Genomic DNA, 17,048 nt, shown 5'->3' with positions numbered 1-17,048 from the left:
ACGGACGACGCATGACCGGCACCATGGACCTGGGCGGCGTGATCGTCGCGACGACCCTCGCCTTCCGCGAGGACGACTCGGCGCCCGCCGGGCTCGCCGTCGACTACGACCGGTTCGCCGAGCACGTCGACTTCCTCATGCGCAACGGATGCCGCGGCGTCGGGCCGAACGGATCGCTCGGCGAGTACTCGTCCCTGACCGACGACGAGCGCCGACGGGTCATCCAGGTCGCCGTCGAGGCGGTGGACGGGCGCGGCATCGTCGTCGCCGGCGCGCACGGCGTGGGCAGCCACCAGGCGAGGAGATGGGCGGAGTTCGCCCGCGAGGACGGCGCCGACGGGGTGCTGCTCCTGCCGCCCACGCTATACCGCGCGAACGAGGCCGAGGTGATCGCCCACTACGAGGAGGTCGCGAAGGCGGGCCTGCCGATCATGGCCTACAACAACCCGTTCGACACCAAGGTCGACCTCGTGCCGTCGCTCGTCGCGAAGCTCGCCGAGATCCCCGAGGTCGTCGCGATCAAGGAGTTCTCGGGCGACGTCCGTCGCGTGTACGAGATCCGGGAGCTCTGCGACATCGACGTCATCGCCGGCGCCGACGACGTGCTGTTCGAGCTCATGGTCAACGGCGCGGTCGGGTGGTTCGCCGGTTACCCGAACGCCTTCCCGAAGGAGGCGGTCGAGCTGTACGACCTGTGCGCCCGGGGCGACTGGCACGAGGCGAAGGCGCTCTACGAGCAGCTCGTCGCGGTCTTCCGCTGGGACTCGCGCACCGAGTTCGTGCAGGCCATCAAGCTCTCCATGGACCTCTGCGGGAACTCCTACGGCGGGCCGACCCGCCCGCCGCGCGGCCCGCTCTCCGCTGAGCAGCGCGCGCAGATCACCGCAGACACCGAGCGGGCCCTGGCGGCCCTGGCGGCCCGCTGATGCGAGCGCGCCGGGTGATCACCGCGGTCGACTCGCACACCGAGGGGATGCCGACCCGCGTCGTCACGGGCGGCGTCGGCCCGATCCCCGGCGCGACCATGAACGAGCGGCGTCTCCATGCGATCGAGCACCTCGACGGGCTTCGCGGCTTCCTCATGAACGAGCCGCGCGGCCACGCGTCGATGTCGGGGGCGCTGCTGCAGCCGCCCGCGCGGGACGACGCCGACTGGGGCGTCGTGTTCATCGAGGCGAGCGGGTTCCTGCCGATGTGCGGGCACGGCACGATCGGCGTCGCGACGGTCCTCGTCGAGACCGGCATGGTCGAGGTGACCGAGCCGGTCACCGAGATCCGGCTCGACGTGCCGGCCGGCCTCGTGGTCGCGCACGTCGACGTCGAGGGCGGCCGCGCGAGGCGCGTGACGCTCGAGAACGTGGCGAGCTTCGTCGAGCGGCTGGACGCCTCCATCGAGGTGCCCGGGTACGGGACCGTGCCGTACACCATCGCCTTCGGCGGCAACTTCTACGCCCTCGTCGAGCTCGACGCGCTCGGGTTGCCGTTCGACCGCGACCGCCAGGGCGAGATCCTCGCGGCCGGGCTCGCGATCATGGACGCGATCAACGAGCAGGCGCCGCCGCGGCACCCCGAGCTCGAGGGCGCGGACCACGTGCACCACGTCGAGTTCATCGCCCCCGGCTCCGACGCGGTGCGGTCTCGGCACGCGATGGCGATCCATCCGGGCTGGTTCGACCGGTCGCCCTGCGGCACCGGGACCTGCGCCCGGATGGCGGAGCTGCACGCGCGCGGCGAGCTCGCCCTCGAGGCCGACTTCGTCAACGAGTCGTTCATCGGCAGCGAGTTCACCGGGCGGCTGCTTCGCGAGACGGCCGTCGGCGGGGTGAGCGCCGTCGTGCCGACGATCAGCGGACGCGCGTGGGTGACCGGGTTCGCGCAGTACGTGCTCGATCCCGACGACCCGTTCCCCGAGGGCTTCGTCTTCTGAACCGCACCCGGCTCGGCCGATCCGGACCCGGAGCGGTCGAGGTCGGGGTCGGCGGTCAGCGCAGGCTGAAGCCCGCCGCCAGCGGGTCGTCCGGGTCGAGCTCGAACTCGCACGTGCCGATGCGATACACCTGCCCGGTGACCTCGGGCACCACGCCCTCGGCGGTGCGCTCCGCCACGCGCGCGTGGAACCTCGTGCCGATGATCGAGTCGTGCGCGAGCACCTCGCCGTCGGCGAGCTCGCCACGGTGCGCGAGGAGCGCCACGCGTGCCGCGGTGCCGGAGCCGCACGGGCTCCGGTCGACCTCGCCGTCGGCGAAGACGGTGACGTTCCGCTGCCAGGGTCCCTCGTCGGTGCGCCCGAGGTCGTCGACGAGGATGGTGCCGTAGACGCCGGAGAGGCGGTCGTCGGCGAGTTGCGCGTCGGGGTGGCCGTTCAGGGCCCACTTGATCTCGCGGCCCAGGCGGATGAGCTCGGACGACTGCGCGGGCGTCACCTCGAGGCCGAGCGCGGCGGCGGGGAGCGTCGCGTACACCGCGCCGCCGAAGACCAGGTCGACCTCGACGGCTCCACGACTGGTCTCGAGGCGGAGGCCGGTCGCGAGCACGCGCGACGGGACGTTCCGGAAGACGACGGCGCTCGTGCGGCCGCCGGTGCGTTGCACGCGCGCCTGCACGCGACCGCTCGGCACGTCGATCGTGACGACCGCCTCGCCGTCGTCCGGCGCGGCCACGCGACCCGTGCGCACGGCCCACGCGCCGAGCGCCATGGTGCCGTGGCCGCACGCGGTCGAGAAGCCGTCCTTGTGCCAGAACAGCACCCCGAAGTCCGCGCCGTCGTCGTCGGGAGGCGTGATGAACCCGCCGTACATGTCGTCGTGCCCGCGCGGCTCGAGGCAGAGGAACCGGCGCAGGTCGTCGGCGGGCCCCGCCATCGCCGCGACCCGGCGGTCCGCGACCGTCGCGCCCTCGACGGGCGCGTCGAGCACGATCCGGAACGGCTCGCCCGCCGTGTGCCAGTCCTCGGTCCGCCACCGGGCCATCAGCGCGAACCGTCCGGGAGGGCGAGCGGGGCGACCGCCAGGTCCTGCCATCCCATGCCGCAGGTCTTGACGACGACGGGGCGGCCGGATGGCGCGGGCGAGCCGTCGAAGAGCGTGGACATCGGGATCAACCCGTCGGCCGTGAGCCGGCCCTCGCCGATCGCAAGGATCACGTCGCCCGCCTCGCGGAGCGCGACGCGCGTCGACTCGACGACGACGTGGGCGCGGCCGAGGAGCTCGCCCGGGAGCTCGCGGGCGGTGGGCTCGTGCGAGCCGACGGCGACGACCGCCGCGTGCTCCGCAACGAGGGCGCCCTCGAACAGGGGCTCGCGCGCGGTCGTCGCGCACACGACGAGGTCGGCGTCGGCGACGTCCGCCGCGGTGCCGACCGCGACGTCGAGCCCCGGGCGCGCGACGCTCGCCACCGCCCGTCGCGCCCGCTCCGGATCCCGCCCGACGAACCTGACCCGCGAGATCGGGCGGATCGCCCGCATCGCCTCGACGTGCCGGACACCCTGCGGGCCGGTGCCGAACACGACGAGCGAGGCGGCCTCGGGTGCGGCGACGACCTCGAGCACGGCGGCCGACACCGCCGGCGTGCGGAGGCTCGTGAGCTCGGTGCCGTCGAGCAGGGCGACCGGGGTGAGGGTCTCGGCGTCGATGAGGACGTAGAGGGCCTGGATCCGGTCGAGGCCGTGCGCGGGGTTGCCCGGTGCGACGGTGGCGAGCTTCTGGCCGACCCATCCGCCGAGTTCGGACGGCATCAGCAGCAGCTGGCCGTGGCGCACGTCGACGATGCTCCGCGGTGGATCGGCATCGGGATCGTGCCCGTCGCGCAGCACCCGCGCGATCGCGTCGACGGCCGACCGCATCGACGCGCGCTCGGCGATCGCGGGCCCGTCGATGAGGGAGAGGGAATCGAGGGTGCCGCGCATGCGCCCATCGTATTCAGGCGTGAGACCGCGAGGATTCTCGTTTCGGCGCGGAATCTGCAAGAATGGTCAGTCGAGTTCTGTACCGCCCGACCCTCTATCCGGCGCGCAGAGCACCCATTGAGCTTCCGCCGAGTGTGCACCCCACGCTCACGGCTGTCAGTTCGCCTACCTCACAACACATCCAGGAGAATCGTGGCTGTCAAGATCCGCCTCAAGCGGCTCGGCAAGATCCGTGCCCCGTACTACCGCATCGTCGTCGCCGACTCGCGCACCAAGCGCGACGGTCGCGTGATCGAGGAGATCGGCAAGTACCACCCGACCGAGAACCCGTCGTTCATCCAGGTCGACTCGGAGCGGGCGCAGTACTGGCTCGGCGTCGGCGCGCAGCCGACCCAGCAGGTCCTCGCCATCCTCAAGCTGACCGGCGACTGGGGCACGTTCAAGGGCGACAAGAACGCCAAGAACACCGTCCAGACCGCCGCGCCGAAGGCCGAGTACTCGGTCGACACGGCAAAGAAGTCGGTCGTGAAGCCCAAGGCCGAGAAGCCGGCCAAGGCCGAGGAGCCCGCCGAGGCCCCCGCCGCCGACGAGACCGCGTCGGACGAGGCGTAAGCCTTGCTCTCTTCCGCGCTCGAGCACCTCGTCAAGGGGATCGTCGATCACCCCGACGAGGTGAAGGTCGTCTCCGCGTCGAGCGCACGCGGCGAGGTCCTCGAGGTGCACGTGCACCCCGAGGACCTCGGCCGCGTCATCGGGCGGTCCGGTCGCACCGCGAAGGCGCTGCGCACGCTCGTCGCCGCCCTCGCCGACGGCCGCCGGGTCCGGGTCGACGTCGTCGACACCGACGACTGACGTGGCCGCGGCAACCCGTCCCCAGCAGCTCCGCGTCGGCCGGCTGACGAAGGCGCACGGCCTGAAGGGCGCCCTCAAGCTCGAGCTGTACACCGACGACCCCGAGCGGCGCTTCGTTCCCGGTGCGGTGTTCTCCCTGCAGGTGCCCGAGGAGTCGCCGTGGCACGGCCGGACCCTCGAGTTCCGCGAACTGCGCTGGTACAACGGCCAGCCGGTCGGGTTCTTCGAGGGCGTCGACGACCGCACCGCGGCCGAGGGCCTCGTCAAGGCCATCCTCTGGGTCGACCAGCCCGTCGACGAGGAGCCCGAACCCGACGCCTGGTACGACCACCAGCTCATCGGCCTCGCCGTCCTCCGCGACGGCGAGCGCATCGGCCAGGTGGCGCATGTCGATCACCTGCCTGCCCAGGACCTCCTCATCGTCAAGACGGCGCGCGGCGACGTGATGGTGCCGTTCGTCTCGGCGTTCGTCCCCGAGGTCGATGTCGAGGCCGGAACGCTCACCGTCACGCCGCCGCCGGGGCTGTTCGAGGAGCTTCCCGAGGAGCTCATCGAGGAGACCGCGAGCCCCGAGGCATCCGTCGCCGATGCCGCGGCCGACGGCGCGCAGGCGCCCGACGAGAACCCCGACGCCTAGGCCCCGACGATGCGCATCGACATCGTCACGATCTTCCCGTCGTTCTTCGACGTGCTCGACCTGTCGCTGCTCGGCAAGGCGCGCCAGTCGGGCCTGATCGACGTCGCCGCGCACGACCTCCGCGACTTCACCCACGATCGTCACCGCACGGTCGACGACACCCCGTACGGCGGTGGCGCCGGCATGGTCATGAAGCCCGAGCCGTGGGGCGAGGCGCTCGACTCCATCGTCGGCGACGGCGACTCCGATGCGCTGCTCGTCGTGCCGTCGCCGGCCGGCGAGCCGTTCACGCAGGCGACCGCTCGAGAGCTCGCGGCGGAGCAGCACCTCGTGTTCGCCTGCGGCCGCTACGAGGGCATCGACCAGCGCGTCGTCGACCACTACGCGACCCGCATGCGGGTGCGCCTTATCAGCCTCGGCGACTACGTGCTGAACGGCGGCGAGGTCGCCGTGATGGCGATGATCGAGGCGGCGGGCCGGCTCGTTCCCGGCGTCGTCGGCAACCCCGAGAGCCTCGTCGAGGAGTCGCACGAGGACGGACTGCTCGAGTACCCGAGCTACACCAAGCCCGCCGTCTGGCGTGGCCTCGAGGTGCCGCCCGTGCTGCTCTCCGGGCACCACGGCAGGGTCGCCGAGTGGAGGCACGAGCAGCAGGTCGAACGCACCCGGCGCGTGCGGCCCGAGCTGCTCGGCGAGGACCGTCCCGACGCCGGCTGACCCGCATCGGCGCCGCCCGCCGCGTGAGGCACTCTTCACGCGCCGGAAACACGCGGGTCCGCTCCGCGAAACACGCCCTGAATACCGTCGGATCGGCGGGTGAGACCGGATTCCGCCGGAAAGCGCGGGCGTGAGATGGGTCGGACGAGCGATGCCGGGAACATGTCGGATCCGGCCCGTCGCCCGCCGCTCCGGCTCGTCGCCGTCACCCACGGAACCCCGTCGACCGCCAACCGCGAGGCGGTCATCCGCCTCATCGACGGCGTCGCGTCGGCCCGCCCCGACCTCGACGTCTCGATCACCTTCGTCGACGCCAGCAACGCCGACATCGGCGCCGCCCTCGAAGCCGCCGCCGAGCCCGACGCGGTCATCGTGCCGCTCGTGCTCTCGGCGGGCTTCCACGTGAGGACCGGACTCTCGCTCGGACTCGACCGCATCGGCGGGTCCGCGCGCCTGGCCGCGGAGCTCGGCCCCGACGAGCGCCTCGTCGAGGTGCTCGCCGAGCGCCTGCTCGCCGCGGGGCTCGCCGACGGCGACACCGTCCTCCTCGCCGCGGCGGGTTCGAACGATCCGCGCGCCGTGCGCGAGTGCTTCGAGACTGCCCGGAGGCTCGGCCAGCGGCTCGGGCGGTCGGTCACGGTCGGATTCATCGCGGCGGCGATCCCGCGGTTGCCCGACGCGATCGAGATGATCCGCGAGGTGCACCCCGGGTCGAGGATCGTCGTCGGACCGTACCTGCTCGCGCCCGGCACCTTCTACGACCAGGCGGTCGCCGCCGGTGCCGACGCCATCGCCGATCCGCTGCTCGTGCCGGCCGCGGCTCCGCCGCCCGCGCTCGTCGAGCTGGTCCTCGACCGGTACTCCGCCGTCGAGCAGGATCAGCGCGAGCACGCCTGACCGCCTCACGGTCGACGCCACGGAGGCGTCGATCGCGGAGCGGCAGAGGCCGCGCCTCGCGCGTCGAGGAGCGGTCGGCGCGGATGCCGCCGCCCGCGCGCTCGACGCCCATCAGGTGGTGAGGCTCTCCGCCCCGTCGGCCTCAGCGGCGCGCGCCAGGACCTCGGCGATGCGCCCGCGGCATCCGCCGCAGCCGGTACCGGCTCTGGTGTCGCGCCCGACGCACTCGACCGTCGCGTTGCCGCACGCCGCCGACTCCTGGATGCGCCCCACGGTGACGCCATTGCACCAGCAGACGGTCGCCTCGGGCGCGAACGCGTCGGCGTTCGCCGACGGATCGTCGTCTGGCCCGTCGAAGCGCAGCAGCAGCGACCGGTCCGCGGGCAGCTCGGCACGTCGCTCGAACAGCAGGGTGAGCTCGGCCGCCGTCCGGGGCATCCCCACGCTCGCGAAGCCCGTCAGGATCCCGTCCTCCGTCACCATCTTCACGTAGCGGAGGTGCTCCGGATCGGCCCATTGGGCGATACGACGTCGCGGCGAGAGCGCGTCGTCCTCCCACGGGTCGGCGGTGAGGTCGCCGACCGCGACGACGTCGACGTGCTCGGCCTTGAGCATGACGATCGCGTCGCGTTCGGGCGGCAGCGGTGCGACGGCCGATCCCATCGCGGGGTCGGCCGCTTCCGCGGCGAAGCGGCCCGCGAGGTGCTCGGCCTGACGCCATCCCGGCCCGATGAGCCCGGACGGGGCTCCGGGCAGGATCCGGCGGCCGGCGGTCTCCTCGGTGCGTTCGACGACTTGGGCGCAGTCGCCGATGGCGAACACGTCCGGGTCGCTCCAGCTGCGCAGGTCGGGGCCGACGACGACGCCGACGGCCGTGCGGAGTCCGGCGAGCGTGGCCAGCTCGTTCCGCGGGCTCACCCCGCACGAGAGCACGAGCAGGTCGCCTCGCACCTGCTTGCCGTCGGCCGTGACGAGCATGTCGAAGCGCCGCGTGTCGTCGGCGTCGGTGCGGAATCCGATCGCCTCGGCGCGGCTGTGCGCGATGACGGTGATGCCCGTGCGGCGCAGCGCCGAGCGCAGCACGTGGCCGCCGCCGCGGTCGAGGTTGCGCGGCATCGGGTGCGGCCCATGGTGCACGACGCAGACCTGGGCGCCCGCATGCGCGGCGGCGAGCGCCAGCTCGAGGCCGAGCACGCCCGCGCCGAGCACGACGATCCGGCGTCGGCCGCGGACCGCGTCGCGCACGCGTTCGGCGTCGTCGAGGTCGCGGAGCGCCGTCACGCCGGCGGGCAGGTCGTCATCGCGCGCGACGAGGCGGGCGGGGTGTCGCTCGAGGTCGGCGAGGTCGCGCCGCGGACGCTCGACGCCGTCGAGCGTCGGCACGTTCGCGCGGGAGCCGGTGGCGAGCACGAGCCGGTCGTACGGGAGCGCGTCGCCCGTCGAGAGCCGGACCAGGTGCGCGTCGCGGTCGATGCGCGTCGCCCGCACGCCGAGGAGGATCCTCGCGCCGGCCGCCTCGGCGGCGTCGCGGTCGCCGATGAGCATCGCGTCGAGGTCGGCGTTGCCGACGGCGTACTCCGCGACGAGGACCCGGTTGTAGGCCTCGACCGGCTCGCCCGCGACGACCGTGAGCGCGACCGCGCCGGTGCGCACGGCGGGCAGCAGGTCCTCGACGAAGCGCGCGCCGACCGGGCCGTAGCCGATGAGGACGATCCGGAGAGGGCTCATGATTCGACTCCCGCTTCGACGAGGCGCGTCACGCGCACGAGGTTGGCCTTGAACTCGGGCATCGACGAGATCGGGTCGACCGCGTCCGAGGTCAGGAGGTTGGCGGCCTGCTCGTCGCCGTAGTGGAACGGCAGGAACACCGAGTCGGGGCGGATGTCGGTGGTCAGCCGTGCGCGGCAGCGCACCGTGCCGCGCTCGTTCGCGACCTCGACGGGCTCGTCGTCGGCGATGCCCAGCCGGGCCGCCGTGGCGGGATGGATGGCGGCTCGCGCATCGGGCTGGGCGCCGAGCAGCTCGGGTACCCGGCGCGTCTGCGCGCCGCTCTGGTAGTGCTCGAGGAGTCGGCCGGTCACGAGCGTCAGCTGGTCCGGCGACTGTGTGGGGCGGGCACCGGCGCGGGGTGCGACGGCGACGAGGCGGGCGAGCCCGTCGTCGTGGTGGAAGCGTTCCGCGAAGAGCCGGGGCGTGCCCTCGCCGCCGCGCGGGAACGGCCAGAAGGCCTCGGCGCCGGAGTCGAGCAGCGCGTAGTCGATGCCCGAGTAGTCCGCGATTCCGCCCTCGGAGGCGAGGCGCAGTTCCTCGAAGACCGCCTCGGGCTCGGTGTCGAATCGCGCGGTCGACCCGAGCCGCTTCGCCAACTCGTGCAGGATCCGGAGCTCGTCGCGCGCACCGGGCGGCGGCGCGAGCGCGGGGCGGCGACGGATGACGCGTCCCTCGAGGTTCGTCATCGTGCCCTCCTCCTCGGCCCACTGCGGGACGGGGAGCACCACGTCGGCCAGGGCCGCCGTCTCGGAGAGCACGAAGTCGCACACGACGAGGAGGTCGAGGCGGTCGACGCCCCGGCGGACCTCCGCGACGTTGGGGGAGGACACCACGAGGTTCGAGCCGTGCACGAGCAGCGCCCGCACGCCGTCGGGCCGCCCGAGCGAGCCGAGCAGCTCGATCGCGGGCAGTCCGGGACCGGGGATCTCCGACGCGTCCACGCCCCAGACCCGGGCGACGTGTTCGCGCGCGGCGGGATCGGTGATCCTGCGGTACCCGGGAAGCTGGTCGCACTTCTGCCCGTGCTCGCGGCCGCCCTGGCCGTTGCCCTGGCCGGTCAGCGTGCCGTACCCGCTGCCGGGGCGACCGGGCAGCCCGAGCAGCAGCGCGAGGTTGATCGCGGCGGTCGCGGTGTCGGTGCCGTCGACGTGCTGCTCGACGCCCCGGCCGGTGAGGATGTACGTGCGATCGCCGGACGCGAGACGACGGGCGATGGCTCGGACCGTCGCGGCCGGCACGCCAGTGACCGACTGCACGCGCTCGGGCCACCACTGGGCGACGCTCCGCCTGACCGCGGCGTAGCCGGTCGTGCGAGCGCCCACGTACGCGTCGTCGACGAGGCGCTCGGCGATCACGACGTGCCCGAGGCCGAGCAGCAGCATCAGGTCGGTGCCGGGTGCCGGCTGGACGTGCAGGCCCTGTCCGTCGTCGGCGAGCCGTGCGGTCGCCGTGCGTCGTGGATCGACGACGATGAGCCCGCCCGCCGCCTGCGCGCCGGCGAGGTGGCCCATGAAGGGCGGCATGGTCTCGGCGACGTTCGTTCCGAGCAGGAGGACCGTCGAGGCCTCGTCGAGGTCGGAGAGCGGGAACGGCAGGCCCCGGTCGATGCCGAACGCGCGGTTTCCCGCGGCCGCCGCCGACGACATGCAGTATCGGCCGTTGTAGTCGATCCGGCTCGTGCCGAGCGCGAGCCGGGCGAACTTGCCGAGCAGGTACGCCTTCTCGTTCGTCAGCCCGCCGCCGCCGAAGACGCCGACGGCATCGGCGCCGTGCTGCGAGCGGATGGCGCGGAGCCGGTCGGCGACGAACTCGAGGGCCGTGTCCCACGTCGTCTCGCGCAGCACGCCGTCGGCATCGCGCACGAGCGGCGCGGTCAGCCGGGACGGGGAGGCGAGGAGCTCCGCCGAGGTCCAGCCCTTCTTGCAGAGTCCGCCGCGATTGGTGGGGAAGTCGCGGCCGGCGACCGTCACGGGCGCCGTCGCGGCATCCCCCGTGAGGCGCGCGGCCGGGGCATCCGTCGCCGTCAACGTCATCGCGCACTGGAGGGCGCAGTACGGGCAGTGGGTGTCGGCTGCCATGTCGTCCTCCGGGATCCGTCGTCGGCTGGGGTTGAGGCGGGCCGGGCGGTGAGGTCGCCCGGCCCGCCCCGGTCAGATCCGGTGTCCGGACCGCTTCGAGAGCGTCAGGTAGACGCCCGCGGTGATCAGGAGCATCACAGCGTACGCCCACACGAACCAACCGAGACCCGTCGTGTAGTCGCCGAACGTGGTCTTGGAGTAGCCGAGCAGCTGCGGGATCACGAACCCTCCGTACGCGCCGACCGCGGAGATGATGCCGAGCGCGGCCGCGGCCTTGCGCTGCGAGCTCACGTCGCCCGCCGACTCGTGCGCGTTGCGCGCCCCCGCACGGAGGGCGAACACCGTCGGGATCATCCGGTAGGTCGAGCCGTTGCCGACGCCCGAGGCGGTGAAGAGCACCAGGAACAGGCCGAGGAAGAGCCAGAAGTTCCCGAGCGGGAGCGTCCAGACCACCGCCAGCGCCCCGAGCGCCATCACGGCGAAGGCCCCGATCGTGATCTGCGTCCCGCCGAACCGGTCGGCCAGCCGACCGCCGTACGGACGGGCGAGCGAGCCGACGAGCGCGCCCATGAATGCCAGCGAGAGCGTCGCCGTGCCGACGTGGAACGCGGAGAAGTCGGGGAATTGGTCGGCGATGAGCTTCGGGAAGACGCCGGCGAACCCGATGAACGAGCCGAACGTGCCGATGTAGAGCACGGCGAGGATCCAGAGGTGCGGCTCCTTCAGCGCCGCGAGGGATGCCGCGACATCCGCCTTCGCGTTCGAGAGGTTGTCCATGCGGAACGCCGCGCCGACCATCGCGATGACGATGAACGGCACCCAGATCCATCCCGCGAGCGGGAGGTTCAGCGTGACGGCCGCACCGATCGTGATCGCGATCGGCACGACGAACTGCGCCACCGACGCCCCGAGGTTGCCGCCCGCGGCGTTCAGCCCCAGTGCCCAGCCCTTCTCCCGCTGGGGGTAGAAGTACGTGATGTTCGACATCGAGCTCGCGAAGTTGCCGCCGCCGAATCCGGCGAGCGCCGCGATCGCGAGCATGACGCCGAACGGCGTCTCGGGGTTCGACACCGCGACCGCGAGGCCGATCGCCGGGATGAGCAGCAGGCCGGCCGAGACGATCGTCCAGTTGCGGCCGCCGAAGCGGGGGACCATGAAGGTGTACGGGATGCGCAGCGTCGCGCCGACGAGCGCCGGGATCGAGATCAGCCAGAAGACCTGGCCCGTGTCGAACGTGAAGCCCGCGGCGGGAAGCGCGACCACCACGATCGACCACAGCTGCCACACGACGAAGCCGAGGAACTCGGCGAAGATCGACCAGCGGAGGTTGCGGGCGGCGATGCGCCGGCCCTCGCCCTCCCACTGGACGTGGTTCTCCGGGTCCCAGCCGTCGATCCAACGGCCGGGTCGGTGGGTGAGTGGGCCGCTGGGCGGCGCGAGCGTGGCAGGGGCCGCGGGGGCCGCTGCCGTGGCGGCGGACAGGGTCTCGGTCATCGTTGCCTCCGGTGGAAGTCGGGCTCTCGTCGAGCTGGTGAGGCGACGCTATCCACGCCGTGTTTCCCCGACCGGCGCGGGCGGTGAACTTCGTGTTCCCACCTGCTCACCCCTGCCGAAGGCCGATGTGAGGTCATGGTCGGACGTCGATCCGGTAGCCGCGCTTGACCACGGTCGAGATGAGCCCGGGCACTCCGAGGGTCTGCCGGAGGCGGCTCAGGGCGACCTCGAGCGCATGCTCGTCGGCGGTGCCCGGCATGCCCGCAGCGAGGCGATCGCGTGCGACCACCGATCCCCGGGCGTGGACGAGGGGCCGGAGGATGGAGAGCGCGACGGGCGGCAGCGCCACGCGGCGTCCGCGGACCTCGACGACCGAGCCGCGCAGGGCGAGGGGGCCGTACTGCGTCTCGAGGCGGATCACGCGCGTGTCCTCGAGGTGCTCGCACACCTGGCGGATCATGGCGCCCATGCGGAACCGGTCGGGCTGGAGCGGGTGGATCCCCGCCGCGACGAGCGGCGCTGACGTCACCGGCCCGACGGTCGCGGCGACCACCGGTCCGCGCATCGCATCGACGAGGTCGTCGTACCGGCCGCGGGCCTCGGCGGCCATGAGGAGCGCATGCACGGCGGGCGCGCTCGTGAACGTGATGCAGTCGAGGCCGCCCGTGCAGGCGGCCTCGATCAGGCGGTCGACGCGCTCGTCCGTGAGATCCGGGTCGATCCAGCGGTACGGCTCGACGGTCAGGACGCGACCGTGCGCGTCGCGGAGGCGATCGAGGGCCTCGGAGGGCAGGTAGCCGTGCAGCTGGACCGCGACCGTCAGGCCCGGGGGATGCGTCGCGAGGACCTCGTCGATGAGCGACTCGGTGGTCTCCTCGGCGCTCATGCCGACGTCGTCGAGACCGGCCGCGCGGATGCCGCCGCGCGCCTTCGGGCCGCGGACCAGGATGGCGGTGCGCCCGAGCGCGCACACGAGCTCGTCGCCGAGCCCCGCGGCATCCGCCACCTCGAACCAGCGACGCACGCCGTAGGCCGTGGTCGCGAGGAGCACGTCGGGCCGGGCCTCGATGATCGCGCGCGTGTCGGCGATCACGGGCTCGTCGGAGCTCGCGTTCGCCATGCGGATGGTCGGCGCGTGCACGACCTGGGCGCCGCGTCGAACGAACGCATCGATGAGGTCCGCGGATCGGCGGTCGCTCGTCACGCCGATCCGGAACCCCTCGAGCTGGTCGGGACGGAATCCGATCGTCGCCTCGACCTGGTCGGTCACGGAGCCACCGCCGCGAAGCCCGCCGCGCGCTCCATGAGCTCGGCCGCGGTGCGATCGCCGTCGTGCGCGAGGCGGACGACCTCGCCGACGACGATCACCGCGGGGGAGGCGACGCGAGCCAGTCCCGCCGCGGAGACGATGCCCGAGAGTTCGGCGACCGTGGTGCGCTGGTCGCAGCCGAAGCCGCGCTCGATGATCGCGACCGGCATCGAACCGGTCATGCCGTGCCGGGCGAGTCCGGCGGCCAGCTGGGGCAGCGTGCCCACGCCCATGAGCACGACGATCGTGCCGCCGAGGCCCGCGAGGTGGCGGAGCTCGTCGTCGCTGAGCGGCGCGTGCCCGGAGACGACGGTGAAGAGGCGGCTGATGCCGCGATGGGTGAGCGGGATGCCGGCGGCGCCGGGCACGGAGACCGCACTCGTGACCCCGGGGACCACCTCGACCGGCACTCCGGCCCGGTGGCACGCGAGCACCTCCTCGCCCCCGCGGCCGAACACGTACGGGTCGCCGCCCTTCAGGCGGACGGCGTGGCGGCCCGCGACCGCGTGCGCGACGAGGAGCGCCTCGATCTCCTCCTGCGGCAGCGCGTGGTGGCCGGGCCGCTTGCCGACGTCGACGAGCTCGGCGTCGGGTGCGAGCTCGGCCAGGCGCGCGTGCGGCGCGAGGCGGTCGTACAGCACGACGTCGGCCGTGCCGAGCGCCCGGACGGCCGCGACGGTGAGGAACTCCTCGCGCCCGGGGCCGCCGCCCACGAGCGTCACGCGCCCGGTCACGCGTCGGCCCCCCTGACCGGGATCACGGGTCCGGCGACGAGCACGGCCTCGCCGCGGGCGATCTCGTCGGGTCGGGCCGGCCGGAGCTGGCCGCGCTCCTCGACGCGCGCGAGCGCCGCGACCGACGCCGCCTCGGGGTCGTCGGGGTCGGGGGCGTTCACGAACGGACGGAAGCGGCGCAGCCGCTCGGGATCGGCGAGGGTCGCCGCCCACTCGTCCTCGTACGTGTCGACGTGCGTCGCCATCGCCGCCTCGAGTTCGTCGGCGAGGCCCAGCGAGTCGTGCACGACGACGTCGCGGACGTGGTCGAGCCCGCCCTCGAGGTCCTCGATCCACCGGGCCGTCCGCTGCAGCCGGTCGGCGGTGCGGATGTAGTACATCATGTAGCGGTCGATGTACCGGATGAGCGTCTCGTCGTCGAGGTCGCTCGCGAGCAGTTGCGCGTGCGTCGGCTGGAACCCGCCGTTGCCACCGACGTAGAGGTTCCACCCCTGCTCGGTCGCGATCACGCCGACGTCCTTGCCCCGCGCCTCGGCGCATTCGCGCGCGCAGCCCGAGACGCCGAACTTCAGCTTGTGCGGCGACCGGAGCCCTCGGTAGCGGAGCTCGAGGCGGATCGCCATCGCGACCGAGTCCTGCACGCCGTACCGGCACCAGGTCGAGCCGACGCAGCTCTTGACGTTGCGCAGCGCCTTGCCGTAGGCCTGCCCCGACTCGAAGCCGGCATCGATGAGCCGCTTCCAGATGTCGGGGAGCTGGTCGAGCCTGGCGCCGAACAGGTCGATCCGCTGGCCGCCGGTGATCTTCGTGTACAGCCCGTAGTCGGTGGCGACCTGGGCGATCACGGCGAGCTTCTGCGGCGTGATCTCGCCGGCCGGGATGCGCGGCACGACCGAGTACGTGCCGTCCTTCTGCATGTTCGCCATCGCCCGGTCGTTCGTGTCCTGCAGGCCGCCGCGGCCGCCGTCGAGGATGTACGAGCCGTGCTGGGCGGCGAGCACCGAGGCGACCACGGGCTTGCACACGTCGCAGCCGCGCCCCGTGCCCAGCCGGCCGATGATCTCCTCGAACGCGGTCAGCTCCAGCACCCTGACGGACTCGAAGATCTCCTGTCGCGAGATCGGGAAGTGCTCGCACAGCGCGCGCGAGACCGTCTGGCCCGACTTCTCCAGCTCGGCCTCGAGCAGCTTCTTCACGAGCGGCACGCACGATCCGCACTGGGTGCCCGCGCGCGTGCAGGCCTTGAGCGGACCGAGCTCGGCGCAGCCCTCGGCGTGCTCGCCGTGCGGCCCGTTCACCGCGTCGCGGATCGTGCCGGCCGCGACGGTGTTGCAGGCGCAGACCAGGGCGGATGCCGGGAGCTCGTCGCCCGCGGGCGCCTCCATGCCCGACGCCGACAGGTAGGCCGCAGGCTCGCCGGACAGCTCGGTGCCGAGGAGCGGCCGGAGCGACGCGTACGGCGAGGCATCGCCGACGAAGACACCGCCGAGCAGGGTCTTCGCGTCGTCGGTCATGACGAGCTTCTGGTACATGCCGCGCGCCGGGTCGGCGTAGACGATCTCGAGCGCCTGGTCGGTCCGCGCGAGCGCGTCGCCGAAGCTGGCGACGTCGACGCCCGCGAGCTTCAGCTTCGTCGCGTCGTCGACCGTCGTGAACCGGGCCGCGCCGCCCAGCAGGCGGTCGGCGACCACTTCGGCCATCGCGTTCGCCGGGGCGACGAGGCCGGTGCAGCGGCCCTCGAAGCTCGCGACCTCGCCGATCGCCCAGACATGGGGTGCGGATGCCGCGCACGCCGTGTCGATCGCGACGCCACCGCGCGGGCCGAGCTCGAGCCCCATCGCCCGAGCCAGCTCGTCGCGCGGCGTGATCCCGATCGCGAACACGACGAGGTCGGCGTCGACGCGGCGGTCGTCGGTGAGCTCCACCCCCACGACGCCGCCGCTGCCCGTGAGCACCTTGGCGGGGCGGACCCCGAGGTGCAGGTCGATGCCCTGGCCGGCGATGATGCGCCCGAGCGCGCGCCCGGCGCCCTCGTCGAGCTGCGCCGACATCAGCCAGGATCCGGAATGCACGATCGCGGCCTTCGCGCCGAGCTTCGCGAGGCCGCCCGCGGCCTCGAGGCCGAGCAGCCCGCCGCCGGCGACGACGACGCGAGGAGCGCGGCCGAGGCGCCGGGCGAGGCCCCGGGTCTCGCCGACGAGCGCGTCGACGTCGTCGATCGTGCGGTAGACGCGGATGTGCTCGTTGCCCGGGATCGGCGGCACCGGTGCGCTCGAGCCGGTCGCGAGCACGAGCTCGTCGAAGGGCAACTCGAGGCCGTTCGCCGTCGTGGCCATGCCGGCCGCGGCATCCACCCCGGTCACTCGCTCGCCGGTGATCAGTCGCACCGCCCCGACCGTCCACGGCGTCGGGGGCAGGGCGAGGTCGGCGTCGGAGTCGGCGAGCCGGTTGCTCAGCGCGACCCGGTCGTACGGCGCGTAGGGCTCGTCTGCGACGACGGTCACGCGGAGCGTGCGGCCGCCGTCGCGGGCGTGGAGGCTGTCGGCGAGTCGGTGGGCGGCGGGCCCGCCGCCGACGACGAGGACGTCCCGCGGGGCGACGGCATCGATCTCGGTGTCGTTCATGGCTCCTCCGGTCCTGGGTTGCCGGCGAGCGT

15 protein-coding genes are annotated in these 17,048 nt (G+C 73.2%); 7 read left to right on the top strand and 8 right to left on the bottom strand.

Annotated features, from left to right (window positions below; all coding sequences use genetic code 11):
* Positions 1-11 precede the first annotated feature (11 nt).
* A complete protein-coding gene (locus ACSJD1_RS13110; RefSeq protein WP_438855734.1) occupies positions 12-926 on the top strand; it encodes a dihydrodipicolinate synthase family protein in 915 nt (304 codons plus the stop codon).
* Entirely contained in the window at positions 926-1,927 is a 1,002-nt protein-coding gene (locus ACSJD1_RS13105; protein WP_438855733.1) for a proline racemase family protein, read from the top strand. Before ACSJD1_RS13110 ends, ACSJD1_RS13105 begins: the two co-directional genes overlap by 1 nt.
* Positions 1,928-1,982: 55 nt before the next feature.
* Here ACSJD1_RS13105 and ACSJD1_RS13100 read toward each other — a convergent pair whose 3' ends face one another.
* Together ACSJD1_RS13100 and ACSJD1_RS13095 are read right to left on the bottom strand one after the other, a co-directional pair.
* Positions 1,983-2,969: a proline racemase family protein gene (locus ACSJD1_RS13100; protein ID WP_438855732.1), complete on the bottom strand. Its 987-nt coding sequence runs from the start codon at positions 2,967-2,969 to the stop codon at positions 1,983-1,985.
* Positions 2,969-3,904 (bottom strand): ornithine cyclodeaminase family protein, encoded by a 936-nt coding sequence (locus tag ACSJD1_RS13095; protein WP_438855731.1) that lies wholly within the window; start codon positions 3,902-3,904, stop codon positions 2,969-2,971. The genes ACSJD1_RS13100 and ACSJD1_RS13095 overlap by 1 nt, the downstream gene beginning before the upstream one ends.
* Before the next feature lie 192 nt (positions 3,905-4,096).
* Here ACSJD1_RS13095 and rpsP point away from each other — a divergent pair, with 192 nt between their 5' ends.
* The 5 genes from rpsP (at position 4,097) to ACSJD1_RS13070 (ending at position 7,007) form a co-directional block, all read left to right on the top strand.
* Positions 4,097-4,516: a 30S ribosomal protein S16 gene (rpsP, locus tag ACSJD1_RS13090; RefSeq protein WP_438855730.1), complete on the top strand. Its 420-nt coding sequence runs from the start codon at positions 4,097-4,099 to the stop codon at positions 4,514-4,516.
* A gap of 3 nt (positions 4,517-4,519) precedes the next feature.
* A complete protein-coding gene (locus tag ACSJD1_RS13085) occupies positions 4,520-4,756 on the top strand; it encodes an RNA-binding protein (protein ID WP_438855729.1) in 237 nt (78 codons plus the stop codon).
* Between the two features lies 1 nt (position 4,757).
* Positions 4,758-5,393 (top strand): ribosome maturation factor RimM, encoded by a 636-nt coding sequence (gene rimM, locus ACSJD1_RS13080; RefSeq protein WP_438855728.1) that lies wholly within the window; start codon positions 4,758-4,760, stop codon positions 5,391-5,393.
* A 9-nt stretch (positions 5,394-5,402) separates the two neighbouring features.
* Positions 5,403-6,110, top strand: coding sequence for a tRNA (guanosine(37)-N1)-methyltransferase TrmD (trmD, locus tag ACSJD1_RS13075; protein WP_438855727.1), 708 nt, complete (start codon positions 5,403-5,405; stop codon positions 6,108-6,110).
* 162 nt (positions 6,111-6,272) lie between these two features.
* Positions 6,273-7,007, top strand: a complete 735-nt coding sequence (locus ACSJD1_RS13070) for a sirohydrochlorin chelatase (protein WP_438855726.1) — start codon at positions 6,273-6,275, stop codon at positions 7,005-7,007.
* Between the two features lie 111 nt (positions 7,008-7,118).
* Here the strand turns inward: ACSJD1_RS13070 and ACSJD1_RS13065 are convergent, their stop codons facing one another.
* The 6 genes from ACSJD1_RS13065 to nirB all read right to left on the bottom strand — a co-directional run bounded on the left by ACSJD1_RS13065 (position 7,119) and on the right by nirB (position 17,016).
* The gene (locus tag ACSJD1_RS13065; protein WP_438855725.1) at positions 7,119-8,735 is read right to left on the bottom strand and encodes an NAD(P)/FAD-dependent oxidoreductase; all 1,617 of its coding nucleotides are present in this window, start codon (positions 8,733-8,735) and stop codon (positions 7,119-7,121) included.
* Entirely contained in the window at positions 8,732-10,855 is a 2,124-nt protein-coding gene (locus ACSJD1_RS13060; protein ID WP_438855724.1) for a molybdopterin oxidoreductase family protein, read from the bottom strand. Before ACSJD1_RS13060 ends, ACSJD1_RS13065 begins: the two co-directional genes overlap by 4 nt.
* A gap of 72 nt (positions 10,856-10,927) precedes the next feature.
* Complete coding sequence (locus ACSJD1_RS13055; protein ID WP_438855723.1) at positions 10,928-12,349, bottom strand: MFS transporter; 1,422 nt, start codon at positions 12,347-12,349, stop codon at positions 10,928-10,930.
* A gap of 133 nt (positions 12,350-12,482) precedes the next feature.
* Positions 12,483-13,619 (bottom strand): uroporphyrinogen-III synthase, encoded by a 1,137-nt coding sequence (locus ACSJD1_RS13050; protein WP_438855722.1) that lies wholly within the window; start codon positions 13,617-13,619, stop codon positions 12,483-12,485.
* Entirely contained in the window at positions 13,616-14,392 is a 777-nt protein-coding gene (gene cobA / locus ACSJD1_RS13045) for a uroporphyrinogen-III C-methyltransferase (RefSeq protein ID WP_438855721.1), read from the bottom strand. Before cobA ends, ACSJD1_RS13050 begins: the two co-directional genes overlap by 4 nt.
* Complete coding sequence (gene nirB / locus ACSJD1_RS13040; protein ID WP_438855720.1) at positions 14,389-17,016, bottom strand: nitrite reductase large subunit NirB; 2,628 nt, start codon at positions 17,014-17,016, stop codon at positions 14,389-14,391. The genes cobA and nirB overlap by 4 nt, the downstream gene beginning before the upstream one ends.
* Between the last annotated feature and the right edge of the window lie 32 nt (positions 17,017-17,048).

The organism is Agromyces excoecariae (genome assembly GCF_051715505.1).
GTDB lineage: Bacteria > Actinomycetota > Actinomycetes > Actinomycetales > Microbacteriaceae > Agromyces.
Note: the sequence above shows the minus strand (reverse complement) of the source record. Positions and strands in the feature narration are given on the sequence as shown.

Coding starts and splice junctions, on each gene's coding strand:
- ACSJD1_RS13060 (WP_438855724.1), bottom strand. CDS start 10,855: ATGGCAGCCGACACCCACTGCCCGTACTGCGCCCTCCAGTGCGCGATG.
- ACSJD1_RS13065 (WP_438855725.1), bottom strand. CDS start 8,735: ATGAGCCCTCTCCGGATCGTCCTCATCGGCTACGGCCCGGTCGGCGCG.
- ACSJD1_RS13105 (WP_438855733.1), top strand. CDS start 926: ATGCGAGCGCGCCGGGTGATCACCGCGGTCGACTCGCACACCGAGGGG.
- ACSJD1_RS13070 (WP_438855726.1), top strand. CDS start 6,273: ATGTCGGATCCGGCCCGTCGCCCGCCGCTCCGGCTCGTCGCCGTCACC.
- ACSJD1_RS13095 (WP_438855731.1), bottom strand. CDS start 3,904: ATGCGCGGCACCCTCGATTCCCTCTCCCTCATCGACGGGCCCGCGATC.
- ACSJD1_RS13100 (WP_438855732.1), bottom strand. CDS start 2,969: ATGGCCCGGTGGCGGACCGAGGACTGGCACACGGCGGGCGAGCCGTTC.
- ACSJD1_RS13110 (WP_438855734.1), top strand. CDS start 12: ATGACCGGCACCATGGACCTGGGCGGCGTGATCGTCGCGACGACCCTC.
- nirB (WP_438855720.1), bottom strand. CDS start 17,016: ATGAACGACACCGAGATCGATGCCGTCGCCCCGCGGGACGTCCTCGTC.
- ACSJD1_RS13055 (WP_438855723.1), bottom strand. CDS start 12,349: ATGACCGAGACCCTGTCCGCCGCCACGGCAGCGGCCCCCGCGGCCCCT.
- trmD (WP_438855727.1), top strand. CDS start 5,403: ATGCGCATCGACATCGTCACGATCTTCCCGTCGTTCTTCGACGTGCTC.